At 60.4% G+C, this 25,532-nt stretch carries 23 protein-coding genes; 14 read left to right on the top strand and 9 right to left on the bottom strand.

What is annotated here, in order from left to right:
- The first annotated feature begins 60 nt into the window (after positions 1-60).
- Positions 61-885 (top strand): AraC family transcriptional regulator, encoded by an 825-nt coding sequence (locus V1278_RS26230; RefSeq protein ID WP_334382693.1) that lies wholly within the window; start codon positions 61-63, stop codon positions 883-885.
- Between the two features lie 21 nt (positions 886-906).
- Here V1278_RS26230 and V1278_RS26225 read toward each other — a convergent pair whose 3' ends face one another.
- The 5 genes from V1278_RS26225 to V1278_RS37040 all read right to left on the bottom strand — a co-directional run bounded on the left by V1278_RS26225 (position 907) and on the right by V1278_RS37040 (position 4,648).
- Positions 907-2,442, bottom strand: a complete 1,536-nt coding sequence (locus V1278_RS26225; protein ID WP_334382692.1) for a tripartite tricarboxylate transporter permease — start codon at positions 2,440-2,442, stop codon at positions 907-909.
- A 3-nt stretch (positions 2,443-2,445) separates the two neighbouring features.
- Positions 2,446-2,928: a tripartite tricarboxylate transporter TctB family protein gene (locus V1278_RS26220; RefSeq protein WP_334382690.1), complete on the bottom strand. Its 483-nt coding sequence runs from the start codon at positions 2,926-2,928 to the stop codon at positions 2,446-2,448.
- Complete coding sequence (locus V1278_RS26215) at positions 2,925-3,878, bottom strand: tripartite tricarboxylate transporter substrate binding protein (protein ID WP_334382689.1); 954 nt, start codon at positions 3,876-3,878, stop codon at positions 2,925-2,927. The genes V1278_RS26220 and V1278_RS26215 overlap by 4 nt, the downstream gene beginning before the upstream one ends.
- 295 nt (positions 3,879-4,173) lie before the next feature.
- Positions 4,174-4,440: a hypothetical protein gene (locus tag V1278_RS26210; RefSeq protein ID WP_334382688.1), complete on the bottom strand. Its 267-nt coding sequence runs from the start codon at positions 4,438-4,440 to the stop codon at positions 4,174-4,176.
- Entirely contained in the window at positions 4,427-4,648 is a 222-nt protein-coding gene (locus V1278_RS37040; RefSeq protein ID WP_442893824.1) for a hypothetical protein, read from the bottom strand. The genes V1278_RS26210 and V1278_RS37040 overlap by 14 nt, the downstream gene beginning before the upstream one ends.
- A gap of 320 nt (positions 4,649-4,968) precedes the next feature.
- Here V1278_RS37040 and V1278_RS26205 point away from each other — a divergent pair, with 320 nt between their 5' ends.
- The 10 genes from V1278_RS26205 to V1278_RS26160 all read left to right on the top strand — a co-directional run bounded on the left by V1278_RS26205 (position 4,969) and on the right by V1278_RS26160 (position 16,964).
- Positions 4,969-5,892: a complex I NDUFA9 subunit family protein gene (locus V1278_RS26205; protein WP_442894636.1), complete on the top strand. Its 924-nt coding sequence runs from the start codon at positions 4,969-4,971 to the stop codon at positions 5,890-5,892.
- A 122-nt stretch (positions 5,893-6,014) separates the two neighbouring features.
- A complete protein-coding gene (locus tag V1278_RS26200) occupies positions 6,015-6,263 on the top strand; it encodes a hypothetical protein (RefSeq protein WP_334382686.1) in 249 nt (82 codons plus the stop codon).
- A gap of 432 nt (positions 6,264-6,695) precedes the next feature.
- A complete protein-coding gene (locus tag V1278_RS26195; protein ID WP_334382685.1) occupies positions 6,696-8,204 on the top strand; it encodes an amidohydrolase family protein in 1,509 nt (502 codons plus the stop codon).
- A 379-nt stretch (positions 8,205-8,583) separates the two neighbouring features.
- Positions 8,584-10,554, top strand: coding sequence for an AMP-binding protein (locus V1278_RS26190; RefSeq protein WP_334382684.1), 1,971 nt, complete (start codon positions 8,584-8,586; stop codon positions 10,552-10,554).
- A complete protein-coding gene (locus V1278_RS26185; protein ID WP_334368225.1) occupies positions 10,551-11,345 on the top strand; it encodes an ABC transporter ATP-binding protein in 795 nt (264 codons plus the stop codon). The genes V1278_RS26190 and V1278_RS26185 overlap by 4 nt, the downstream gene beginning before the upstream one ends.
- A gap of 46 nt (positions 11,346-11,391) precedes the next feature.
- Positions 11,392-12,276, top strand: coding sequence for a branched-chain amino acid ABC transporter permease (locus V1278_RS26180; RefSeq protein WP_442893825.1), 885 nt, complete (start codon positions 11,392-11,394; stop codon positions 12,274-12,276).
- A gap of 15 nt (positions 12,277-12,291) precedes the next feature.
- Positions 12,292-13,419 (top strand): branched-chain amino acid ABC transporter permease, encoded by a 1,128-nt coding sequence (locus V1278_RS26175; RefSeq protein WP_334382682.1) that lies wholly within the window; start codon positions 12,292-12,294, stop codon positions 13,417-13,419.
- Between the two features lie 132 nt (positions 13,420-13,551).
- Positions 13,552-14,871 (top strand): ABC transporter substrate-binding protein, encoded by a 1,320-nt coding sequence (locus V1278_RS26170; RefSeq protein WP_334368228.1) that lies wholly within the window; start codon positions 13,552-13,554, stop codon positions 14,869-14,871.
- A gap of 77 nt (positions 14,872-14,948) precedes the next feature.
- Positions 14,949-15,788: an ABC transporter ATP-binding protein gene (locus tag V1278_RS26165; RefSeq protein WP_334382681.1), complete on the top strand. Its 840-nt coding sequence runs from the start codon at positions 14,949-14,951 to the stop codon at positions 15,786-15,788.
- A gap of 147 nt (positions 15,789-15,935) precedes the next feature.
- Complete coding sequence (locus V1278_RS26160; RefSeq protein WP_442893826.1) at positions 15,936-16,964, top strand: hypothetical protein; 1,029 nt, start codon at positions 15,936-15,938, stop codon at positions 16,962-16,964.
- A 39-nt stretch (positions 16,965-17,003) separates the two neighbouring features.
- Here V1278_RS26160 and V1278_RS26155 read toward each other — a convergent pair whose 3' ends face one another.
- The 3 genes from V1278_RS26155 to V1278_RS26145 form a co-directional block, all read right to left on the bottom strand.
- On the bottom strand, positions 17,004-18,023 hold the full coding sequence (locus V1278_RS26155) for an N-acetylmuramoyl-L-alanine amidase family protein (protein WP_334382679.1): 1,020 nt from the start codon (positions 18,021-18,023) through the stop codon (positions 17,004-17,006).
- A 289-nt stretch (positions 18,024-18,312) separates the two neighbouring features.
- Positions 18,313-19,833: an SGNH/GDSL hydrolase family protein gene (locus V1278_RS26150; RefSeq protein ID WP_334382678.1), complete on the bottom strand. Its 1,521-nt coding sequence runs from the start codon at positions 19,831-19,833 to the stop codon at positions 18,313-18,315.
- A 166-nt stretch (positions 19,834-19,999) separates the two neighbouring features.
- Positions 20,000-20,329, bottom strand: coding sequence for a transporter substrate-binding domain-containing protein (locus tag V1278_RS26145; RefSeq protein WP_334382677.1), 330 nt, complete (start codon positions 20,327-20,329; stop codon positions 20,000-20,002).
- A 461-nt stretch (positions 20,330-20,790) separates the two neighbouring features.
- Here V1278_RS26145 and V1278_RS26140 point away from each other — a divergent pair, with 461 nt between their 5' ends.
- From V1278_RS26140 to V1278_RS26130, 3 genes are all read left to right on the top strand, one after another.
- Positions 20,791-22,518, top strand: coding sequence for a pyrroloquinoline quinone-dependent dehydrogenase (locus V1278_RS26140; protein WP_334382676.1), 1,728 nt, complete (start codon positions 20,791-20,793; stop codon positions 22,516-22,518).
- A 106-nt stretch (positions 22,519-22,624) separates the two neighbouring features.
- Complete coding sequence (locus V1278_RS26135) at positions 22,625-22,960, top strand: c-type cytochrome (RefSeq protein ID WP_334382675.1); 336 nt, start codon at positions 22,625-22,627, stop codon at positions 22,958-22,960.
- Between the two features lie 37 nt (positions 22,961-22,997).
- On the top strand, positions 22,998-23,765 hold the full coding sequence (locus V1278_RS26130; protein WP_334382674.1) for a substrate-binding periplasmic protein: 768 nt from the start codon (positions 22,998-23,000) through the stop codon (positions 23,763-23,765).
- A gap of 169 nt (positions 23,766-23,934) precedes the next feature.
- Here V1278_RS26130 and V1278_RS26125 read toward each other — a convergent pair whose 3' ends face one another.
- Entirely contained in the window at positions 23,935-25,311 is a 1,377-nt protein-coding gene (locus V1278_RS26125) for an ABC transporter substrate-binding protein (protein WP_334382673.1), read from the bottom strand.
- Positions 25,312-25,532 lie beyond the last annotated feature (221 nt).

The raw sequence follows: 25,532 nt of genomic DNA, 5'->3' as shown, positions 1-25,532 counted from the left end.
CTCCCTCAGCCTAAGAACAAAGCACTGGTGTTTCCCTCTACAAAATGCCAATTTATATCGATGAAACGTCACAAATCGCGCAAAAACGTTGGATGGAAGCCACTCGATAGCCCGCGAGGTCTTGGATCACCCGAGCCTCTGATCGTCCGGGTCCAGTCGCTTCCTGCGAGAAGCTACTTTGCCGAGCACAGCCACACTTGGAATCAACTCGTCTACGCGATTTCCGGCGCGCTCACCGTCAACGCCGACGGAAGAAGTCTCGTCATTTCCCCAGAACAGGCCGTCTGGCTGCCGACCGGTACCAAACACTCGGTCGGCTCCCTCATGGGCGCGGAATTCCGAAGCCTCTGGGTAGCCGATGACGCAAGCCAAGGAATGACCTCCGGGACGGCGGTCATTCATGTATCCACGCTTCTGCGGGCACTCATCATAGAGGCCGTATCGCTTAAACAAGAAGATCGTCACTACGCCGACCGCGTTACCGCACTCATCCTCGAGCAGTTGCGACGGGCAACGCCCATCTCGGGAGCCCTGCCATGGCCTACCCACCCGGCCTTGCTTGCACTTTGTGAGAATCTTTATGCCGATCCCGCCAATCCCCGTCACAGTGACAAGTGGGGGCTTGAGATCGGGATGTCGCCGCGAACGCTGACCCGACGCTTTGAGAGCGAAGTCGGCATGAGCTTGCGCACCTGGCGTCAGCGTCTGCGCCTTTTCAAAGCGATCGAAATGTTGGGCAGCGACCTTCCGATCACGGAGATCGCACTACGCCTTGGTTATTCCTCGGCGTCAGCATTCATATTCATGTTTCGCTCGGAAATGAGAGTTAGTCCTCTTCAATATAGACGCAATCTAAGCCACGTAGCTGGTAGTGGGGCTGCATGAAGCGCAAGGTCGAACTCGGCGTCAGAAGTCGGGTGCTTCCTCATGCGCGGTTCGCGCCTGATGACGCAGGTGCTGCCACACAGCCAGGGCGACCGAGAGCGCCGCACAGAGCAGTAACGCGCCGGAAATCGGCCGCGTGAAGAACAGCAGCGGGTTGTCGTCCGTCATGATCGCCCGAATAAGGTTGATCTCGATCTGATCGCCGAGGATGAGGCCGAGGATGAGCGGAGCCAGCGGAAATCCGCCCTTCACCAGCGCATAGCCGAACACACCAAAGATGAGCAGGACATACACGCTCTGCATCGTGTTGTTGAGCGCGTAAGCACCGATCACGCAAAGCACCAGCACGACGGGCGCAAGCACCGCGAGCCTGACCCGGGTGATCTGAAGCATGAATAGCGCGCCCGCGGCCAGGATCAGCACCATCAGCAGGTGTGCCAAAATGTATGCGGCGTAGATGCCGTAGGCGAGGGTGGGTTGCTGGGAGACGAACAGCGGCCCCGACTGGATGCCATGGATCGTCATGGCGCCCAGCATGACGGCGGTCACGGCGTCGCCCGGGATACCGAACGCCATGATGGTCACCAGCGAGCCGCCGACATTGGCATTGTTGGAGGACTCAGAGGCGATGATGCCCTCGGGCACGCCTGTGCCGAAACGCTCGGGATGGCGCGAGAACTTCTTCGCCTGGTCGTAGGCCAGCATATTGGCGGCGCTGCCGCCGATCGCCGGCAATACGCCGATCAGGATGCCGACGACCGTCGACCACAGGAGCAGGAACGGACGGCCGAGGATTTCGCCGATCACCTTGAGGTGGGAAACCCCAAGGGAAACCCCAAGACTCGGCTGCGCGGCCAGAATGGCCTCGGGCGTCTTTGGCGCTCTTGTCTTCTCGATGTCGGACATGATCTGTGCGAAGGCAAAGATCCCGATTAGCACCGGCAGGAACGGGAAGCCGCCGCTGATGAACTCGGACCCGAAGGTGAAGCGCGGCACGCTGCCGATCGGGTCCGTGCCGATGACGGTGATCAGGAGGCCAATGGCGGTCGACAGCAGGCCCTTGATGAACGAGGACTCGGCCAGACCCGCCACCATTGCCATGGCCAGCACGAACAGCGAGAAATACTCCCACGGTCCGAACTGAAGTGCGATGGCCGCGAGCGGCCCGGTCACCAGGATCAGGAACAGCCCGCCGAGCAGCCCGCCGAAGAACGACGACCACACGCCGAGCCAGATCGCCCGGCCGGGCGCGCCACCCCGCGCCATCGGAAAGCCGTCGAAGGTCGTGGCGATCGCCGAGGGCGTGCCCGGAATTCCGAGTAGACACGCGGTGACCAGGCCGCCGGCGGAGCCACCGACATAGACGCCGGTCATCGCGGCCAGCCCCTGCAGAGGATCGAGACCATAGGTGAACGGCAGGATGACGATGATCGTCATCGTGATGGTGACGCCCGGCAGTGCACCGCCGACGACGCCAATGAGTGTGCCCGCGAACAGCGGAACGAGATAATTCCACTGCAGCACCGTCAGCAGCCCATGTCCCAAAAGCTCGAACATGGCCTACCAGTTTGTCCAGCTACCGCGAGGAAGCAGCACCGTGAGATACCGCTCGAAGACCAGATACGTCACCGCCGACGTGCCAATCGCTATTGCTGCGAGGACCGCCCATTGGCGCCAGGTCGTAGGCCTCTCGAGCGTCGCTTGCAACGCGGCGACGAACAGGACGGTTGCGATGCGATAGCCGAGCAGAGGCAGAAGTACCAGGTAGAGCGCGACAATGACGAAGGCGAGCGCGACCAGGCCATAGGCCCGTTGCGGCTGCGCCGGAACTGGGACGTCGGCCGGCTCAGCGCGCGGTGCGACCAGGTCCTGCACGATCAGCGCCGCGCTGGTCACGGCCATGAAGATCAGAACGATGCGCGGATAGAAGCCGGGACCGACCGGCACCAGCGGCAGTTGCGGAAGTCCAAACGATTGCACGAGCAGAGCCAGACTGACCGCGAGGAAGATCAATCCGGCAAGGCTATCGCGGCCAAGTCTCATTGCTTGGCAAGACCGAGCTCGGTCATGATCACCTTGCTCTCCCGGTCGAGCTTGTCGAGGAATGGACCGTATTCGGCGGCGTTGAGATAGGAGACGCGCGTGCCTTGCTTCTTCATCGCGTCCGCGAACTCCGGCTCCTTGGCGGCTTTTCCGCAGGCCTCGTCCAGCTTGGCGCGCACCGCGGCCGGCGTGCCCTTCGGTACTATCAGGCCGCGCAAAACCGCGTAGACGATGTCCATGCCGAGCTCCTTCAGCGTCGGCACGTCAGGGGCTTCGGGATCGCGCTTTTCGGCAGCAATGGCAAGAAACTTGAGCTGCCCGGCATCGACCTTGCCCTTCTGCGTCAGGTTGGAATCCGTCAAATCGACATGGCCGCCGAGAATGGCATTCATGCGCGGCGCGAGGCCTTCATAGGAGACGTACTTGAACTTGACGCCGGCCGCCTTTTCGATGAGCGCCGGGAATATGTGGCTGGTCGATCCGAGGGTCGCCCCCACGGTGATCTGGCCCGGACGCTTCTTGGCGTCTTCGGCAAGCTCGGCCCAGGTCTTCCAGGGCGTCTTGGGGCTCGCCGTCAGGACCGATGGCGTCGCAGAGAGCAGGCAGATCGGCTCAAAGTCGCTGTATTTGACGTCTGTGACGCCGGCATAGTGCACAAGGTGGATGTAGTCGTGCACCGCATAAAGCGTATAGCCGTCCGGCGGCGAGCCCTTGGCTTCGCGCGCCCCGACGGTGCCGGAGGCGCCCGTGACGTTGGCGATCACGATTGGCTGACCGATATGCTTCTGTAGAAGCGGCGCAAATGGACGAAAGATGTTGTCCGTATCGCCGCCTGCCGCCCACGGCACGATCATCTTGATCGGGCGCTCAGGATAGTTTTGAGCCGCGGCCGGCATGGCCATCGCGGCCAAGGCTGCTGTCAACGCCAAACTGCGGAGCACGGTCCTCATGACGCTTCTCCCTATCGCCGTTGATTGTTTTTCTTTCGATCATAGCAAGACGCCAGCACTTCGCAAACAATGATGCGACAAGGATAGTCCGGCGGCGTGTGCAGCGCACCGCCAAATCCAAATTCGGGCTGAGTCCACCGGTGCCCTGAGGCGCCTCGCGGAGTATCCTAAGCGGCCGCTTGTGCGTCACGCCGCGTGCGGATTTTGGGAATGTCGCCACGGAGGGACAACACTCACGAGCTTAAGCGGTCCCGGCAGATCCGGGACCGCTTTTTGTTTGGGCCCCCGTTACAACTCATTCAGCGGGTGGCTCACGCCTTTCCCTGAACGGGTCGGCGGCGTCATCGTGACCGCTACGGCTGCTGAAGAACATCAAGGCCATCAGCCCGCAGCCGATCAGGAGTGAAAAGAACGTTCCGAGTCCAAGGGCGATCCAGCCGTGCTTATCCATCACGGCGTCGCTCGTGGCATTCCACACCGATACAGCCCATACGCCAGTGAGGCCAAGCAGGGCTAGCAAGATCACGAGAAGACCAACCTGTCCGAAGCTAAGATACCGCATGAGGGGACCCTTTCCAGCACACTGGGGAACGTCGGCAGTCAGAATCTAATCTTGGCCAAGACTGATGCTTGGCGCGCCATTTCGGGCCGGGGCCGCGCATGTAGTGCAGCTCGGGCCGGTAGCTATTGCGTATATCCATAACCAGGTTGTGAATGATGCTGGCGAAGTCAGAGACTGTCTCAGCCGCCTTGCGAGCTGAATCAGATATTGCGGACCAGCGCGCAGAATCGGGTGTAATCGCACGGGGTCCGACGATGCTTTTCCAGATCATCTTTTTTCTCCGTCCGGTTCGATGTGGGCACCGTGATGATCTAGCGGATCGGAGCTGTGGCTGCGCCAGAGCGATTGCCCTGCCTGTAGAGCGATTGCTGCTAGCGCCTGCGCCCTCGCGTGCTCTTTGCGCGTCTGCCCTGCAAGACCGCTGCGAGAGACTCGGCCTCATCATTTGCAGACTTGCAGTTAGTTCTCGCAGCAGGGTTCGAAGCCGCTATAATGGGGGCGGTTGCGACATGATTTGGCGAATGGGCCATGGTGGCAACGAACGATCAGATCGTCACCGTGTTCGGCGGAACCGGCTTTCTGGGCCGCCGCATCGTTCGACAACTGCGCTCACGCGGATTTCCCGTTCGGACCGCGTCAAGGCATCCCGATCACGGCTACACCTTGCCTGGCGCCGAAGACCCGCAACTTCAATCCGTAGAGGCGAACATTCACGACGAGCGGTCAGTCGCGGAGGCGCTTGCCGGCGCTTACGGCGTCGTGAATGCGGTCAGTCTTTACATCGAGCGCGGAGCGGTGACTTTTCAATCCGTTCACGTCGAGGCCGCCCGGCGGGTAGCCATTCAAGCGCACAGGGCTGGCGTCAAAAGGCTGGTCCACATTTCGGGAATCGGCTCCGATGCCACCTCCCAATCGCGCTACATCCGGAAGCGTGGCGAGGGCGAACTGGCGGTCCGGACGGCGTTCGCCGAGGCAACTTTGATCCGTCCGGCGGTGATGTTCGGATCGGACGACGCGTTTCTCGTCGTCATCCTCAAGCTGCTCCGCCAGCTTCCCGTCTATCCGATGTTCGGCCGCGGCGTGACCAGATTGCAGCCGGCCTGTGTGGATGATGTTGCTGACGCGATTGGCCGGATCATGCAGCGCGCCGAGACGACTGACATCTTCGAGTTCGGCGGCCCCCGCGTCTATTCTTACGAGGAGTTGCTGAGAGCCGTGGCGCACCAAGCCGGACTCGCACCTCGACTGATTCCAGTCCCGTTTGTTGCTTGGCATGCACTGGCATGGGCCTCCGAAACGCTCCGGATTCCATTCCTCACGCGCAATCAAGTGGAGCTGATGGAAATCGACACGGTGTCATCGCCACATATGCCTGGATTTGCCGAGCTTGGGATATCGCCGCACTCGGTCGAGGCAATACTCCAGAAGCTGCTGTCTGATTCCGGAGCATGAGACGCCTCGACCAATCCGCGTCAACGGACGCCGGGTTGGTCGATGTTGCGCTCAAGATGAGGAACCAACCTTTGGAGACCCCGTTATTGAATTTAATCAATGCGAGGGCGACCGCGTCATAAGTGAAGGCGGACATCATGGCTACATGTGAAACCTGCGGCAATGACTATGACAAGTCCTTTCAGGTCACAATGAACGGCAAGGCGCACACCTTCGATAGTTTCGAGTGCGCCATTCATGCGCTCGCGCCGACCTGCGATCATTGCGGCATCCGTATCGTCGGGCACGGATTGGAGAAGTCCGGCACGTTCTTCTGTTGCGAGCATTGCGCCGAAAGGGAAGGCGTCAAAGGGCTGCGTGATCGAATCTAGGCCCGGGCAATTGGCGCGGGCTGGATCCCTCCGTCCGTCCGCGAAGGACGATGCTTCATGCGCATCAGATGCTTCATGCGCGTCATAAGTCTGCAGGCGCTTTGTGCTCGCTCGGGCAAGCCTGCCAACCGCAATGGGTGCTTTGGGACAGCATGACTGCCGGATAACTTTGCTTGCGCCATTGGAAATTTGAGCATTGAATTCGGCGAAGATGCGCCACTACCGTAAGTAGTTTTCACGTGTGTCTATACCCTCACAGGATGACGTGATGAAGAGACTCGGCTTCGGCATGAGGCGGGTGCGATGGCCTCATGCGGTTGAAGGGAGGTATGCCTATCTCGTCCACCTGACTGATCGGGAGTGGCCAAACGCGGGAAGCTGATGCGCGCACGACCAGCGCCGTCGTAGCCCAACGAAACAGGGAGGAGAACAATGAGCACCTGGCTTAGCGAGCGAGAGCAGCGTCTTGTCGCGGGCGCGGAGGCGGCATCGGCGGCAACGCCGATTCCCACGCAGATTGTTTCCAACGGCGAGTATCTGCCGCCCCCGCAGAGCGCCGTGCAAAAGAAGGTCGAGGCCCGGATCAACGAGCTCGCCGACGTGAACGGCAAGCACCTCGGCTTGAGCCGCAGGCAGTTCCTGCACACGGGTTGCGGCATGGCGGCAGCATTCCTCGCCATGAACGACGTCTACGGCAATGTTTTCCAGGTCGCGACTGCGGAGGCGCAAGAGCCCGAATTGATGCGGGCACGCGCGCAAGGCCTCGCCGACCAGTTCATATTCGACGTTCAGACCCACTTCGTGCGCGACGACTTCGATCACAAGGAGCTGTTGGGGCTGGCGGACTTTGCGAGCCAGCACTGGAACCCGAAGATGAAGGAGGAGGGCGTCTCCTCGCTCGGCCGCTACAAGTTCCAGAATTATGTGAAAGAGATCTACTACGACAGCGACACCAACATGGCGCTGTTGAGCGGCGCGCCGTTCGACGATCCGAGCTGGTGGCTTCTTTCCAACGAGCAGATCGTCAAGGCCCGCGAACTCATCAACGACTTCGCCGGCTCGCGCCGGCTGCTGGCGCACAGCGTCATCACCCCAAAGCAGCCCGGCTGGATGGAGGAGGTCGACAAGGCGATCGAGGTCTACAAGCCGGATTCCTGGAAGTCCTACACGATCGGCGATCCGCTAGCGCCCTCCAAGTTCCCATGGCGGCTCGACGACGAGCAGGTGATGTATCCGTTTTACGAAAAAGCGGTGAAGTCCGGCATCAACACGCTGTGCATCCACAAGGGGCTGCTGCCGCCCGATTACGAGAAGTCGTTCGCCGGCGTGTGGGAATATGCAACCGCGTGGGATGTCGGAAAGGCGGCGAAGGACTGGCCGCAGATGAACTTCGTGATCTATCACTCGGCGCTACGGGCGTTCCTCGAACTGCCGGACAAGGCGTGGGCGGAGTTCGAGCAGACCGGCCGCATCCTGTGGGCCACGGATCTTTCGGAAATCCCGCAGAAGTTCGGCGTCAACAATGTCTATGCCGAACTCGGCACGTCCTTTGCCAACTCGGCAGTGGCGCATCCGAAATTCTGTGCCGCGCTGGTCGGCACGTTGATCAAGGGCATGGGGGTAGACCACGTGATGTGGGGCACCGACTCGGTCTGGTACGGTTCACCGCAGTGGCAGATCGAGGCGCTGCGCCGGCTCGAAATCCCGGAGGACATGCAGAAGAAATACGGCTTTGCACCACTCGGCGACGCCAATAGCGCCACCAAGCAACTGATCTTCGCAGGCAACGCCACCAGGCTCTACAAGATCAAGCTGAGAGCGGCTGACAACACCAGGATGCCGGCCTATTCCGAGGACCGTCTCGCCTCGCTCAAGAACGAATATACGCAGGCAGCTAAGGCGCCCTCGAACCTGCGCTACGGCTACGTTCGCGCCGCGTAAACGTTAGACGGCCGCGCCGGTGGACCGAGCAAGCTTCACGGGCGCGGTCGACGCGCGGCTCCAGTGAAGGGTGTAGATCGACAGAGGCAATTTTGGTTTCGGATGAAAACCAAACGCTTCGTGCGATGTTTGCTTTTCGGCCCAGTAGCTCACATCCCGGGACGCCCGTTGTGCCCCCACAACCGGCATAGGATGATTGCGCCGCAACATGCGCCAACACAATTGGTCGCATCCGGGACTGCCAAACCGGGCTTGTAGGACTTTCGATCAATTGTATTCTCAAGGGAAGCATGCGGAACTCGCATGGCTGCTGCCTAAAGAGCGCAGATCACCATAAGCAGGCGCGAACCAACGTGCCGGTTTTTGGGTGGAGACCGACATGGCCGATGGCGGATCGTTTGACACGTTCCCCAAGTTGCTACTGCGAAACGCCTCGAAATTTGGCAACCGTCCGGCGTTTCGGCACAAGGATCTTGGCATCTGGCAGACATGGACTTGGACCGAGGTCGCTGGGATCGTACGTGCCTATGCCGCGGGTTTGCAGCGGATTGGATTGCAGCCAGGCGACACTTTCGCCATCGTCGGCTCCAACCGGCCGAAGCTCTATTGGACCATGATGGCAGCGCAGGCGCTGCGTGCGATTCCGGTTCCGGTCTATTCGGATGCGGTGGCTGACGAGCTTGCCTACGTCCTTGCCCACGCCGACGTGAAGCTTGTTGCAGCGCAGGATCAGGAGCAGGTCGACAAGATTTTGTCCGTATCCGACCGGGTGCGGCATCTCCGGAAGATTGTCTACGATGAACCGCGTGGACTCCGCGACTACGATCACAGCCGGCTGATCGCAATCCATGATGTCATCGAAGACGGCCGAGCCGCGCTTGCGGCTAATGCTGCGCTTGGCGAGCAGATCGATGAGATCATCCGTCAGGGTGAAGGTTCTGACATCTCGATCATCCTCTATACCTCGGGAACAACCGGCGCGTCGAAGGGCGTCATGCTGTCGGCGCGACGGTGCATCGACGCTGTAACGGATACTGTCAGGTTCGACAGGTTGACCGAGAACGACGTGGCGCTTGCTTATCTGCCGCTCGCCTGGGTGGGAGATCATTACCTCAACTATGCGCAGGGCCTTGCCGCCGGTTTCTGCATGGCGTGTCCCGAGAGCGGTGAGACGGTCGAGCAGGATTTGCGCGAGATCGGACCAACCTTCTATTTCGCTCCACCGCGCGTTTTCGAGAACATGCTGACGCGAGTGATGATCCGCATGGAGGATGCTGCGCCAATCAAGCGGCGTATGTTCGACTACTTCCTCCGCATTGCGCGACGACATGGCGAATCGATTTTGACCGGAAAGCCGGTGCCGGTGTCAGGCCGGCTACTCTATGCGCTTGGACGCTCGATACTCTACGAGCCCCTTAAAAACGTTCTCGGGCTGTCTCGCGTGCGCGTTGCCTATACTGCAGGTGAGGCCATTGGTCCGGATCTTTTCGCGTTTTACCGCTCGATCGGATTGAACCTGAAGCAGCTCTACGGTCAGACTGAAGCATTCCTCTACGTCACTTGTCAGCCTGACGGGGAGATCTACTCCGATACTGTCGGGCCGGCGGCGCCGAACGTCGACATTCGCATTGCGGAATCAGGCGAGGTGCAATTCCGTTCACCCGGCATGTTTGTTCGATATTTCAAGGATCAGGCGAAAACTGCGGAGACCCTGACGCCTGATGGTTACGTCAAGACCGGTGATGCCGGCTTCTTCGACGAGAAGACGGGACATCTGAAGATCATCGATCGCGCAAAGGATGTGGGCCGGCTGGCCGACGGAACGATATTTGCGCCGAAGTATCTTGAGAACAAGTTGAAGTTCTTTCCAAGCATCAAGGAAGCGGTCGCCTTCGGCGATTCCAGGGAGTTCGTTTGCGCCATTCTCAATATCGACCTGACTGCGGTCGGGAGCTGGGCCGAACGCAACAACATTGCCTACGGCTCCTATCAGGAACTGGCGGGCCATCCACTGGTCTACGATCTGGTGGCGAAAAGCGTTGCCGAAGCGAACCGCTCCCTCGCGGAGGAAAAGGTGATGGCTGGCGCACAGATTCGGCGCTTTCTGATTCTGCATAAGGAGCTCGACGCCGACGATGGCGAATTGACACGCACGCAGAAAGTTCGCCGCGGAATCATCGCCGAGCGCTATGCGCCATTGGTCACAGCGCTCTACGACGGTTCGCATGAAGCCGACATTTCCACCGAAGTCACTTTTGAGGATGGCCGCAAGGGCGTGATCGCGGCGCAGGTCAAGATCCGCGACGTGCCGGCAATTGGCGCGACGGAACCCTTGGGGAGGGCCGCATGAGGACGCCGGACACGAGCGAAATCCTGCTTCAGGTCGAGGGGGTATCGCTGGCGTTTGGCGGCGTGAAAGCGCTGAGGGATGTTTCGCTTGACATCAGGAAAGGTGAAATTCGCGCCATCATCGGACCGAATGGCGCCGGAAAGACTTCGATGCTCAACGTCATCAACGGATTCTATCATCCCAATCGTGGTGCCATCACCTTCAAGGGACGAACCCGCGCCCAGATGCAGCCGTTCGAGGCGTCCCGTGGCGGCATTGCGCGCACCTTTCAAAACGTCGCGCTGTTCAAGGGAATGAGCGCGCTCGACAATATCATGGCTGGGCGCACATTGAAGATGCGGCGGGGCCTGCTGTGGCAGATGCTGCGCTACGGCCCTGCGCTGGCGGAGGAGATCGAGCATCGGCACCGGGTCGAAGAGATCATCGATTTTCTGGAGATCGAACCGATCCGCAAGGTGCTGGTCGCGCGCTTGCCATACGGCCTGCAGAAACGGGTCGAACTCGGCCGCGCCCTTGCGATGGAGCCCGATCTCCTTCTCCTTGACGAACCGATGGCAGGCATGAACCTCGAAGAGAAGAAGGACATGTCGCGGTTCATCCTCGACGTGAACGATTATTACGGCACGACCATCGCGCTGATCGAGCATGACATGGCTGTGGTGATGGATCTCTCCCATCGCGTGGTGGTGCTCGATCATGGCGTGAAGATCGCCGACGGAACGCCGGATGAGGTCAAGAAGAATCAGGACGTCATCGACGCCTATCTCGGCATCGCGCACCAGGGAGCATAGTGTGATCGCATTGGGTCAATTTCTCGAGGTGCTGATCGGCGGATTGATGTCTGGCGTCCTGTATTCGCTGGTCGCGCTCGGCTTCGTGTTGATTTTCAAGGCATCCGGCGTGTTTAATTTTGCGCAAGGCGCAATGGTGTTGCTCGCCGGGCTGGCGCTGGTTCGTTCGCTCGATCTCCTCGTGGCCAACGGCTTCCCGCTTTGGATTGCGATCGTCGTCGGCATCGGCTTTGCCGCCGTGATCATGGCGATAACGGCCTGGCTGATCGAGCGGTTCGTGATTGGACCTCTTGTCAATCAGAACGCTCTCACGCTGTTCATGTCCACCATTGGCGTGACATTCGTCCTCGAGGGTGCGGCGCAGATGATCTTCGGTTCCGATGTTTACCCGTTGCGGCTGTTCCCGACCGACATCTGGCTGCTGTTCGAAAGTCACTTTCCGGGTGGGATTCTGGTCAACCAGCTTGATGTCTGGGGCGGCTTTATCGCCGGCATTCTGGTCGCGGGTCTCGCGATCTTCTTCCAGCAAACCAAGACTGGTCGCGCACTCAGGGCGGTTGCCGACGATCACATGGCAGCGCAGTCGGTCGGGATTCCGATCGGCTGGATCTGGTTTGTGGTCTGGCTTGTTGCCGGTCTCGTTGCGCTCGTTGCGGCGACCGTGTGGGGTACCAAGCTGGGTGTGCAGTTCTCGATCACGTTTCTCGCGCTGAAGGCCCTGCCGGTTCTGATCATTGGGGGCCTTACCTCGGTCCCAGGAGCGATCGTCGGCGGGCTTATTGTAGGTGCGGGCGAGAAGCTCGCCGAGGTGTTCCTGGGGTCGCATATTGGCGGCGGTATCGAATATTGGTTCGCCTATGTGCTGGCGCTGGCCGTGCTGCTGGTGCGGCCGCAGGGGCTGTTCGGCGAGCGCATCATCGAGCGCATCTGAGATGAGGAGTTAGTTGTGCTTTATCGCGAGGCAGGCCAATTCAAGACGACCTACGCGGAGGACATGGCGATTTTCCCGATCCGCCAGGACCGTATGGCGCTCGCGGTCTTGCTTGGTATCGCCTTCATTGGCGTTCCGCTGCTGGCCGACTTCGACATTTGGCCGTTCGGCAGCGACTATCTGCTTCGCGCCATTCTGCTGCCCTTCCTGATCCTCGCGCTCGCCGCTATCGGCGTAAACATCCTGGTCGGCTATTGCGGCCAGATCTCGCTCGGCAGCGGCGCGTTCATGGCCATCGGCGCTTACTCCGCCTACAAGTTGGGGACCGGCATTCATATTCCGCTCGCCTGGCTTGGCTTCGCGATTTCGATCCCGCCGTTGCCCGTACTGCTATCTATTTTGCTCGGCGGGCTGGCGGCAGCGGTTGTCGGCATCCTCTTCGGTATTCCCAGTCTGCGGATCAAGGGCCTCTATCTGGCGGTCGCAACACTCGCAGCGCAGTTCTTCTTTGACTGGGTGTTCCTGCGGGTGTCGTGGTTCACCAATTATGCGCCGTCGGGGTCGGTCAGTGCACCGACACTGGATTTCTTCGGTCTGAACGTAGGCACGCCGATCGAGCGGTATATGCTGTGCCTGATCTTCGTAACGGTGTTCGCGTTTCTGGCGAAGAATCTCGTTCGTGGCAACCTCGGCAGACAATGGATGGCAATCCGTGACATGGACATAGCCGCGGAGCTCATCGGCATCCGGCCACTCTACGCGAAGCTTACAGCTTTCGCGGTCTCTTCATTTATCATCGGCGTGGCGGGCGCACTTTGGGCGTTCGTCTATCTGGGCTCGTGGGAGCCGCTCGCCTTCTCGATCGAACGTTCGCTGCAGCTTCTGTTCATGGTGATCATCGGCGGGTTGGGTTCGATCATGGGGTCATTCATCGGTGCTGCCTTTATCCTGATCCTGCCCATCATGCTGAACCTGCTTCCAACCCAGCTCGGTGTGCCGCTGTCGACAGAGACGATTACTCATCTGGAATTCATCATCTTTGGATCGCTGATCTGCTATCTTCTCATCAAGGAGCCACATGGGTTTGCCCGGCTCATATCGATTGGCAAGGAGAAGCTCAGACTGTGGCCGTTCCCCTACTGAAGGGGCGGGCAGTGCGAAGCAAGCCGAAGATCGCAAATGCGGAGCGGCGGTCGGTTGGCAATAGGAGGCAAGGAAGCCCGCGAGAACAAGACCCGGTAAGAAAAAAACGGGCTGAACGAGGAGGAGACTCATATGGTACGCAACAAACTATTACTTGCTGCAGCCATACTTTCAGGCGGGGCGTTTGCCTCTCCTGCTGCAGCGCAGAGCGAGCAGTTCATCCCGATACTATCCTACCGAACGGGCGCGTACGCCGTGAATGGCGTGCCGTACGCAAACGGCGTGGCCGACTATTACAACCTTGTCAACGAGCGCGACGGCGGCATCAACGGCGTCAAGCTCTTGGTCGAGGAATGCGAAACCGGCTACGCCACCGACAAGGGCGTTGAATGTTACGAGCGCCTCAAGGGGAAGGGCCCTACCGGCGCGGCCTTCGTCAATCCGCTGTCGACCGGCATTACATTCGCCCTCACCGAGAAGACCACGACTGACAAGATCCCGATTATCACCATGGGTTACGGCCGCGCCGATTCCAAGAACGGCGCCGTGTTCGCCTACAATTTCCCGCTGCTCGGCACGTACTGGTCCGCGGCCGATATCGCGATCCAGCACGTCGCCAAGGAGGTGGGCGGCTTCGACAAGCTGAAGGGCAAGAAGATTTCGCTGCTCTATCACGACAGCCCATACGGCAAGGAGCCGATCCCGATGCTGCAGGTGCTGGCCAAGAAGTACGGCTTTGAGTTCACGCCGATCCCGGTTACGCATCCCGGTGTCGAACAGAAGTCGCAATGGCTGGGGATCCGCCAGAACCGGCCGGACTATGTCTTGGTCTGGGGCTGGGGCGTTATGAACGGGACCGCAGTCAAGGAAGCTGCGGCCGTTGCCTATCCGCGCGACAAGATGATCGGTGTTTGGTGGTCGGGCGCAGAGCCGGATGTGCAGCCCGCTGGCGATCAAGCCGTCGGCTACAAGGCGCTGATGCTTCAGCATGGCGCGGGCAAATTCCCCGTGCATGCCGAGATCGAGAAGCACGTCTATGCAAAGGGCAAGGGCGCGTCGGAACCCGGCAAGGTCGGCGAGGTTCTCTATAACCGCGGTATGGTGAACGCCATGCTGGGGGTGGAGGGGATCCGCAAGGCGCAGGAAAAGTTCGGCAAGAAGCCGCTGACGGGCGAGCAGGTTCGTTGGGGTCTTGAGAACCTCAATCTCTCTGAAGCTCGTCTCAAGGAACTCGGCTTCGAGGGCATGTTGAAGCCGGTCAAGATTTCCTGCTCTGATCACGAGGGCGCGCGGGACGGCCGCGTACAGCAGTGGGACGGCAAGGGTTGGAAGATCATATCCGACTGGTATACGGCCAACCAATCCGAGACCGAACCGCTCGTTGACGAAGTTTCCGCGAAGTATGCCGCGGACAAGAAGATTCAGCCTCGCGACTGCTCGAAAGAGAGCTGAGAACATCTCGGAGATCCGGAAGGAGGGTTCGCTTCCTTCCGGGGATTCCGAAGCCGTAACAGTTTGGAGGGAGCAGCGTGTCAATTCCCAAGGCCGCCACAACGACAGAAGCGGCGGCGCCGTTCCTGTCGGTCAACAATATCGAGGTCGTGTACGATCACGTCATCCTGGTATTGAAGGGCGTATCGCTGGATGTGCCGCGGGGCGGAATCGTCGCGCTTCTCGGCGCCAATGGTGCGGGCAAGACAACGACTCTGAAGGCGATTTCCAGTCTGCTGCATTCAGAGCGCGGCGAGGTCACCAAGGGCTCAATCCTGTTTGACGGTGTCGAAGTGCAGTCGCTGTCGCCAAACGATCTAGTGCGGCGCGGCTGCATTCAGGTGATGGAGGGGCGGCGCTGCTTCGCCCACCTCACTGTCGAAGAAAATCTCCTGACCGGCGCATTCACGCGCGTGGACGGCAAGTCCGCGATCGCGGAGGATCTCGAGCGGGTCTATGCCTATTTTCCCCGTCTCAGGGAGCGGCGCAGTTCCACCGCCGGCTATACGTCGGGTGGCGAACAGCAGATGTGCGCAATCGGCCGTGCGCTGATGTCGCGCCCGAAGATGATCCTGCTCGACGAGCCATCAATGGGCCTCGCTCCGCAGATCGTCGAAGAGATCTTCGAGATCGTTAAGGATCTAAACGTCAGGGAAAATGTCACGTTCCTGCTCGCCGAGCAGAACACGAACATGGCGCTCAAATACGCCAGGCACGGATACATCCTCGAAAATGGGCGCGTAGTTATGGACGGCGAGGCGCGGGCGCTCGCCGCAAATGAGGATGTCAAGGAATTCTATCTCGGCATCGCCGGGGACAAGCGCAAATCATTCCGCGATGTGAAGCACTACAAGCGACGCAAGCGCTGGCTCGCTTAGGTCATGGGGATAAAAAGCCATACTGCTGCGCCCACGGCAGCTCTTGCTCTCGGAATCTTCTTCACTGCGCCGGGTTCCGTTGCCACCAATGCGATCGTCGGCACGGTCACCTCGCTCGTGGCGGCCGCTATCGGCAATCTCAGCTTCATGTCGCCTGCAATGGGCGAGCCGGCCTCACTCACCAGAAAACAGTCGGATGCGCTCAATACATACAATAATGCACGGAGCAATTTTGAGTCGATCCTGGGCCAGCGGCGCGCGCAGATCAATTCGAACCAGCGATTACCGAACTTGCCAGGACAAGCACTCTACCTTGCACGCAACGACATGATCAGCGCGTACAAGGATCTCACCGACGCCCTTCCGTCCAAGATAGGCGGGCCCAACAAATACGGAATCCCGCCGGCGTATTTTGGCGCCGACAATGAGCCGCTGCTCGACGAGTACAGGAGACTTTTCGACCTGATGCAGGCGCCGCCCGCCAACGCGCAAAACTCGGATACTCCATTCAAGGACGTTGTCGATCTGGGCACGGCCATTGCGCGAGCCAAGGGCCTTGATGCGGCCAATGCCGAAGCAGCAGGCCGTATCAGCCTGGGCCTGTTCTTTGCCGAGACAAATGGCAATCAGAACATCGGGAATGCGCGCTCGAACAAATATAAGGGCAGCTTGCAAACAGGCGTACCCGAAGATCAAAACGGGCGAAGGAAGTGGGCCGCGATAAAGAAGTCGATCGCAGCCTTTGATTCCGCACTGAACGCCCGCGACGACAAGGAAGAGGCACGGGCCGGCAATCTGGACCATCGGTATAACCACTGGACTGCGGTGCGGGATGGCCTCATGAACGCACACGCGGATATTTTCCCGCAAGTACCGGCGATCGTGAAAACGCTGCCGGATCCGATCGATCAAATGAAGCTGTTTGAACTGATCCAGATTATCCCGAGCCCGACCAGGTCTGCGCTCGGCTCGCGCAACCTGGTCGACCACAGAATTTCCGACCCGAAGATCATGGCCTATCTGCGAAACAACAGCGTTTTCACCTTCGGACGGGCTGACCGGGCCAAAACATCCGCGACCTACCGTGAAATTCTCGATGCGATGTGGCTGTTCAACGAAAAATTTGAACGAGCGCTTTCCACATTCGACGAAATCAAGAAGCAGTCAAAGGGTTGAAGCCGGCAGGCGGGGTTCAGATGCGACGCTACCGCGCCGTCAGAGCGGACCGAGCATGGCCCATCGGGGCTCGCAAAATTGCTTCACCGCCGCCGTGACACTGCTGCTGATGATGTCCCGCCGTTCAGGCGAGCTCATCTTGAGCTCCTCGTCCCGGTTGATGATCGAGCCCGCTTCCAGCAGGACGGCAGCCATCCGGGTTTTTCTCAGCACGATGAGCTCATCGTAGCGATAGACGCCGGTCTCCTTGTTCAGTAGCTCGCGCTGGTACCTGCCCATGATGGACTGGGAATATTGCTTGGCATAGTCGAGGCCCTGGGCCTTCATTTCCTTGGCGATCAGTTCGGCGAAGGCGAAACTTGTCTTGAAGTCCGGGTTGCTGCGGGAGACGAAGACGGAATATCCGCTGAAGCGGTCGCTGAAATGGCTTTTCTTTCCCTCGAACTCCCAGTCCTCGAGGAATTTGTTGGGCACGGAGTCATGGTGGATCGACAGCAAGAGATCCGCGGGAAGATTGTTGGCGGCGGCGACGCGTTTGAAGAGGCTGTGCCTCGCCTTGCCCTCGGTCACGAGCAACCTGGTTTCAGTAAAGCCCTCGGCCTTCAACTTCTCCTCGATCCGCTTCGCAAGGTGCAGATTGAAGACAAACTCGGGAACGTTGCGGGCGCTGATCGCGCCTTCCGATTCGCCGGTGTGTCCCACATCCAGAACGATCCGGAACTTGGAGGGATCGCACAGGGGGGCGACCGGTTTGAAAGCTGCAGAGGGCAAGGCGACCGGCCCCAGGGCGGCAAGCTTCACGGTGCGGCGCTTTGGCGAGGCGGCTCGCTTCGCCAAAGTGGCTGGCTTGCGCGAAGTGACGTGCTTTGACGGCTTGCCTTGTTTTGGCGATTTGGCCTGTTTTGACGAGCCTTTGAAGACGTCCGACAGCCAACCCGCGTCGCTGACCTCGATCGGCAGAAGCACCATTGCGGCCATCACGGCAATGACGATGCGGCCGCGGCGCCAAAATCGCGAAGCGATACCGCCGAGAACACCAATGAACGCGCGGCGCTTCATGCTAGCCCGAAGACCGAACCCGAAGGCGCGCTAATGCGAATGAGGCTTGCGTTGATGTCGACGAACGAAGTCCTGGCACAGCCGATGGAAAACATATCGTACCCCACCTACCGAATTCGACACGCAAGGGTCGCAATCCAATGAGGGCGGATACAAGTCGGATGAGAGCGATTACGGCATCCAATCGCGCGATTTCATATCAGTGTTGTCATTGAGCCACATAGCTATGCACTGAAACAGGCTTTCGGCCATTTCTTGGAAACCGTCAAAAGCGATTGTTGGTCTCACTCTAGCGGCGTTGCTTTTTCGGCTTCAGCGATGCCGCCGGCGCCCGTGCGTTGGCATCGAGCGATGTTGATGCCACTGGCGTCTCACCCTTGGCCCCTTCGATTTCACGTCGTGGCCAGGCAAAATCGTCGGCGCGACCGGCTGGCGCCGACAAAGGCTCCCCTGTGATCAAGACCCGCGCCGCCTGCGCATCCATTGTCACCGTCCGCGCCCCCGGACCGCCGAGCAATTGATTCGTGCCGACAGAGGAGGCCGTCAAGGGAACGATCGGCCCGGCCAGCGGACGTGGCGCCGGCTGATCCGGCCGCGCACTGGCGTCGGGCGTGGCCGGCTCAGTGGGCAGCACAACCGGTGCGGAACGCGCAGGCAACAGGCGGTTGATCTCGCGCTCGGCGTAATGCGCGAGCTTGAGCGCGCCGGCCTTGGTGAAGTACACGCCATCGGAAGAGCGCAGCCGGCGGATCTGCCCTTCGAAGTCGGGGCCGTGCTGCAAGAAGCGGCCGGTTTCATCGACAAATCCGTCCCAGACATCGACATAGGTGATGCTGGCCTTGCCGGCCGCATCGCGATAGAGCGTATTCAGAAACGCCGTGTCGGCGGTCGACTTGGGGCCGCGTACCACCGGCAGACCCACCCACAGCACTGGCACACCCTTGGACTTGAGTACGCCGATCATCTCCTCGATCTTTGCCATGTAGAGTTCGACCCAGCGCTTCTCGCGAAACTCATGGATGTCGTTCGGCGAATGCGCGCTCCTCTCCGGTTCAACCACCGCCCGCGCGCCACTGTTTTCGGCGGCATCGTCCGGCGGCAATTCGGGATCCGGCACCTTGGCTGCGCCATCGGGCTTCGCCTCGGGCTTTGCGCTCGAAGCCTTGCCATCAGGTTTCGCCTTGGCGTCCTTCTTGTTCCCAGCCTTATTGTCGGATTTGTCGACCGCCGGCTCGCGGATTGTGACGCGATCATCGAGCCCGAGCATGACGACAATGGCGTCCGCCTTTTCGGTGGCGAGAATGCCTTTTGCAGCGGCGGCCCAATCGGCGGGATCGCCCTTCGGCTGGTACTTGATCAGACCGGAAACTGTCTTGTGTTTGCGGATCACGCCCATCTCAGGCTGATCGGCATAGATGTTCTCAAGCCCATAGGCGAGCCAGTCCGCCATGGCGTCACCGAGCACAAGAATGTGGCGCTCCGGTACACCATTGCGTTTTTCGGGCGGCGGCGCCTTTGAAAAATCCTCGCGCACCGGCGGAGGCGCTTGCCGCCCACTCCAACGGGGCTGCGGCGCTTGCTCCTGGTACGGCGCAAACGTATCGTTACCGTACCAGCCGCTGCCACCGCGTTCGTTGCCAAACCAGCCGCCGCCGCGTTGCGGTTGCGGCCGCTGCTGATATCCGCTGAAATTAAAGAACTGTGCAGAGGTGGGGCCGGCCAGGCCGAGCAACATTCCCACCGCCACGGCCAGCGCAATCAGCCAACCACGCTCGGCAAAGATGCATTGCCATTTTGGTTCCCTTGGCATGCTTCTGGACCGCACACACGCAGAACCTGCCTTCGCCAGACTAGCACAAAGGCCCTGTGGCGGGTCTCAGTTTACCGTGAAGCGTGTCATCTCGGTGCGGAACACGCAAGCGACGGCCCATGTGCGTGGAGCGCACGTCCCATAACAATACACCAATCGGATAGCTTCACTGCAGAGGCCGCAGCTCGATGCCATAGCGAGCATAGATCCGCGCGATGCTGCCATCGGCCAGCAGCGCCTCGATCGCCGCATCGACACGCTGTTGCAGCTTGTCGTCGGGGCGGAGCAGCCCCGCCGCAATATTCCAGTTCAAATCAGAATCGTCGTCGAACGCTGGAATCAAGCGCAACGGCCTGTCGGCATGCTGCAGGTTGAACCAGCCGACCGTCATCGGCGTGACGGCGGCCGCCTCGATCTCGGGATTGGCCAATGCTGCGACAATGTCGTCCTCGTATACGAACGGAGACGTGGCGGTGCCTCCCTTGGCGAGCGTCATGGAGACCTGGCGTTCGGTCAGGGTTTACAAGACCGAAACGGGTGCGGATCCCGTGAAACTACGCTAGACTGCAGCAAAGCCCGTGTAAGCCGGGAAGGAATTGGACGTGGTGCTGCGAATGCTCCACGCGCGTGGAGGGTAGGCCGACAGCCGATGGTGCGATGCATCAATTGCGGTATCGGCAATGTCGCTGTCAGCATCAATGTCGCCCACAAAGGGAACACGATCGTGTCGGACAGTTGTTCAAGGAAGCGGCTGCTGAGATGCGAGCCGACCGCTGCCTGGAAACCGTTGGCTTGCGCTCTGGATGGAGCCTGAGCGGGATGGGGCGTCTCATGAAAACGGAAATCGGAATTGTCCGGCGCGCGGCACAAAACGATCGCCTCGGGAGACGATCAGGTGCGGCGGGCCGGACAGTGTAGCAACCAGCGCAAGAGCAAGACCAAGGGGAGGAAATACGGATGAAGAAGCATTTGGGTTATTTTTCTCTACCCGTTGCAGCAGTTGCGATCGGTGCGACGCTTGCCGCATCGTCAGCCTTTGCACAAACGGTTGATACCGCGCGGATCGAGGCCGCCGGCCAGAATGACTGGCTGACCTATCACGGTTCCTACAAGTCGCATCACTACAGCCCGCTCGCTCAGATCAACACCAGCAACGTCGGAAACTTGGGTGTCGCCTGGATGCATATTCCGGGAAAATCCACTCGCGGCGTGCAGTCGATGCCGCTGGTGGCCGATGGCGTGCTTTACTACACCGGCTCCTACAGCCGAACCTTCGCGCTGAACGGCGCCACCGGCGAGTTGATCTGGCACTATTTCCCGGAACTGGACGAGGCGTTGATCAAGCGGCAGACGCACTCGCCTTACAATCGCGGTGTTGCCCTCGGAGAGGGCAAAGTCTACGTCGGCACAGTGGACGGTCGGCTCATCGCGCTGGACGCGAAGACCGGCAGGGTGGCGTGGGACACCAAGCTGATCGATTCCCAGAAGCTGACGGTCGGCTTCACCGGTGCGCCTCTCTATGCCAAGGGCTTGGTAATCATCGGCGCGCAGGGCGGTGAGTGGCCCGGCCGCGGCCCGATCTTCGCCATCGATGCCGCCACGGGGAAAAAGAAATGGGAGTTCCTGACGGTTGCCGGCACCGACGAAGCCATGAAGACCTGGGGCGGTGACTCCTGGCGCACCGGTGGAGGCGGCGGCTGGATGCCCGGCACCTACGATTCCGAGACCAACACCCTCTTGTGGGGCACTGCCAACCCGGCGCCGCTCTACGATTGGTCGGGAGCGGACTATAAGACGCAAGGCGCGCGTCCCGGTGACAATCTCTACACAAGCTCAGTGATCGGTCTCGACATCGATACCGGCAAATTGAAATTCTACCATCAGGAGCTGCCGCACGATGCCTGGGACTTTGACAGCGCCGTCGGCGAGTTCGTGATGCTCGAGCGCGACGGCCAGAAGCTCATCGTCCATCCGAACAAGGGCGGCTTCATCTTTGTTTACGACCGCAATCTCGCCGTGAAGAACGTCTGGCGGCTCGTTCAGAACATCAATTTCGTCAAGGACATCGATCCCAAGACGGGCGCGCTGATCGGGCGTCGCGACTTCACTGCGGGGAAGGTCACCGACCCGCCGCTGTGCCCATTCATTGGTGGCGGCATAAGCTGGAACGCCGGGTCGTACAGTCCAAAAACGGGCCTCTACTACAAGATCGGCCAGGAATGGTGCATGACGCTCGACGTCCAGAAGACGACGCCGGTGACGAGTCCACAGGTACAGCTTAACATCGGCGCCGATTTCAAGATGGCGCCTCCTCCGGGCGGCGAGATCTATGGTCATCTCGACGCGCGCGACCCCGTGACCGGGGTTAAGAAATGGGAGGTTCGCTACCCCGAGCCGCCGCTTGGCAGTGTGCTATCGACCGCAGGCAATCTCGTGTTCGTGCCTGATTCGCGCGGCACCATTCACGCCTACGATGCCGAAACAGGGACCGAGCTGTGGAATCACAACAACGGCACCGGCCATCAGGGTGGCATCGTCAGCTACTCTGTCGGCGGCAAGCAATACATTGCCGTGACAGCGGGCTTCGGCGGCATGTTGGCGGACGAATATGGGCCAAACTTCGGCGGCATCTACAAGAGCATGCCGCGCGACGACGGCATGCTCGTCGTCTTCAGCCTCAAATAGGCGATCGCAAACGATCTGCCGGGGGGCGGGCGCAAGCCTGCTCCCCGTGCGTTGAAGCGGCTGGGTGGCTTTCAGGGAAATGGAGCCGGACGTTTTGAAATTGCACTTGAAGAACATCGCACTGCTATCGGCGGTGCTGGGCGCGTCATTGGCGTGTGCCGGGTCGGTCCGGACGCAGCCTGCGAGCCCTGCGCCCGACAACGGGACGTTCGACGTCGAGCAGTTGTTCGCAGGGACCTGCGGCTTTTGTCACTCCAGTGGCGGCCGAGCTGCCGGCAAGGGGCCACAACTGATGAATTCACCACGAGACGACGATTTTTTGCGTGACCGCATAAAGAACGGCAAGGAAGGCGCAATGCCTGGATTCGCTGGGGCCTTCACCGACGCGCAGATCGAACAGATGATCAAATACATCCGCGCCTTGAAGCCGCGCGAGGGCTGAGCTGCCGAGACCCGCTCCATCCACACGGGGACACGGAATGAAGACAATTCTCCCGTTCATGGTCGGCGCCGTCATCGGGCTGATCGGCTCGGCTCAGGCGCGCCCCCTCGACGCCATCCGCTCGACCGGCGTGCTTGGATTATGTGCTCATCCCAACTCGCTTCCATTCGCGAGCAAGGCCGGCGATCCGCCAGGATTTCAGGTCGAATTGGGACAGGCGCTGGCACGCGAGCTCGGCGTCTCGCTGGAGCTCGACTGGATTATCACCCGGTACCAGATGCGCAGCGCCGGTTGCGACATTCTTCTGGATGTGATTGCCGATCGCGAGGCGCAAGGCGAGACCAACTTGAGGATTTCAAAACCCTACTATCGCACGGGCGTTGTCCTGGCCGTGCCGCCGGCCAGCAAGCTCACGTCGTTCAAGAGTCTCGACGGGCACACGAAGGTCGGGGTCCTGGTCGGATCCTTCGCGGCGATGGTCATCAGTCAGCGGCGTGTACCGACATCGACCTTCGGGTTTGAGATCGACAGCCTTGAGGCCGTGGCCAACCATGAGATCGACGCGGCGGCGGTCACACCGACGGCGGCGAGCTATTTCAACCTGACGCATCCGGACAAAGCGCTCCGCATATTGGATCGCGACGAGAGCGAGGCGAACCTCAACTGGAATGTCGCTGTTGGCATGGTCCGGCCGGATGACAGCTTGCGCGATGCGATTGATGGGGCTCTGGAGCGGCTGCGCGCCGACGGCACGGTCGAGCGAATCTACCGGCGCTACGGCGTCATCCTGCAATCGCCGAAATAGTTGCGCGCCGGTGCGCGTCGTCGTGGCGACCTTTGCAGTGTTCTGATGTCAACGCTTGATCGGGCCGGGAGCGCGCAAGCCCGTCGAGCACAGAAGCCCCGATTGGCCAGCATTCTCGATACCGAGCATTGGCGGACTCAAGGCGGATATAGCGCACGTAACAGCCCTGCTATCCGCGGATCGCCGCATTGGCCTTCTCGGCGGCGTTGGTCATCGCAATCTTCGCCGATCTCGCTCCGGTGACCACTTCATTCACGCCGATCATGAATGCGTCCAGGATGGGTCTCGAGAGTGCATGGAAAAGAATCGCCTTGGCGCGGTCAAAATCGGCATTCTGCAGGTTGGTCAGCGCCGCCTCGGCGGCTTGTGCGCCGAACGCCTTCTTGAAGTCCTCGCTCGACCAGGCCGACACGCGTGTCGTTGCCAGCCCCACTGCGGCAGTCCGCAGCGAGGTCGGCTTGCTTGTCGCCCACATCAGAAACAAGAACGCCGCCCGCTTGTTTCGTGAACGGGAATTGATGCAGGCCTGCCAGTGCGACATGAAGGGCACGGACGTGCGACCGGGGGCATGTGGAAAGGCGGCGAACACAGTCCGCCCGGCAACGTGGCTTTTGGCTGGATTGGAGATGTCGGTGGCGAAGTTGCTGCTGTCGATCGCCATCGCCGTCTTGCGCTGCAGGAAATCGTCCAGCACGTGGTACCATTCATAGCCGCTCACGCCGCTAGGTCCGGCTTGACTGAGCAATCGACCGTACATCTCGACGGCCGCGATGGCCTCCGGGCTCGCGAAAGCGGCCTTGTTGTCCTTGACCATGTCTCCGCCATAGGAGAACACGAAGCTCATGGCCGGCACGGACGAATTGCCGCCGGCCTGCGCCCGCATGGCGATCCCCGACATCTCACTGGTCTTGGCCGCGTTGGCGGTGGCGAGCAGCTCATCGAAAGTCTGGGGAACGCGCAGATTCCTGGCTGCCATCGCGTCGCCGTTGATGAACAAGGTCACGGCCTCGGAAGTGATTGGGCAGGCGTAGCGTTCGCCGTCCCGCCACAACGGAAAGGCTCGGGCTGTCTTGAGAAGATCGTCCTCGTCATACCAGCCGAGATCGGTCAGCGATCTGTCCGAATAATAGGCGTTCAGCGGCTCGAGCCATCCTTTTGAGATGCCCTGGCCATAGGCCGTAAACATGAAGACGTCGGGTGTGCTGCTGCCGCGGGCGAGCTGGATCGGCAGCGCGCCCATGTACGCGGTCTCCAATCGGAAGTCGGTAACGACGCTGATACCGGTGAGCTTGGTGAAATCCCACAAAAGCGGTGTGATCGCGTTCGACCAGGGATGGATCGCGCCTGCGAGCGTGATCGTCTGCCCGGCAAATTGCCTCCAATCTATCGCAGCGTGCGCATAGACACCGGCGACATCCTCTGCGAAACCCCACCGTGGCAGGATGGCGAGGGCCGGCAGGGCGACGCCGGCTGCGCCCAATCCCTTGACGAAGCTGCGCCGGCTGGCCGGTCCTCGACCGTGCGGCGACTTTTCACCCGGAGCCATGAGGATCGCTCCTGCCTGAGGGCAGTCCTTCACAAGACGCGAGCGGGCGTCCCGTGACGTTCTGGCCCTTGCGAGAGAACTGACGGGCTGCCTGAGCCGGTGTAATCTATGGGACCGAGCATGCCGGTTCCCACTTCATCTGCGCGGGTCTGGCTGTGTCTCTCATTATACTAGCAATACTTTGCGTCGGCATCACAAAACAGCCGCTCTCGCGAGCATCT

The organism is Bradyrhizobium sp. AZCC 1577, from assembly GCF_036924575.1.
Classification (GTDB): domain Bacteria; phylum Pseudomonadota; class Alphaproteobacteria; order Rhizobiales; family Xanthobacteraceae; genus Bradyrhizobium.
Note: the sequence above shows the minus strand (reverse complement) of the source record. Positions and strands in the feature narration are given on the sequence as shown.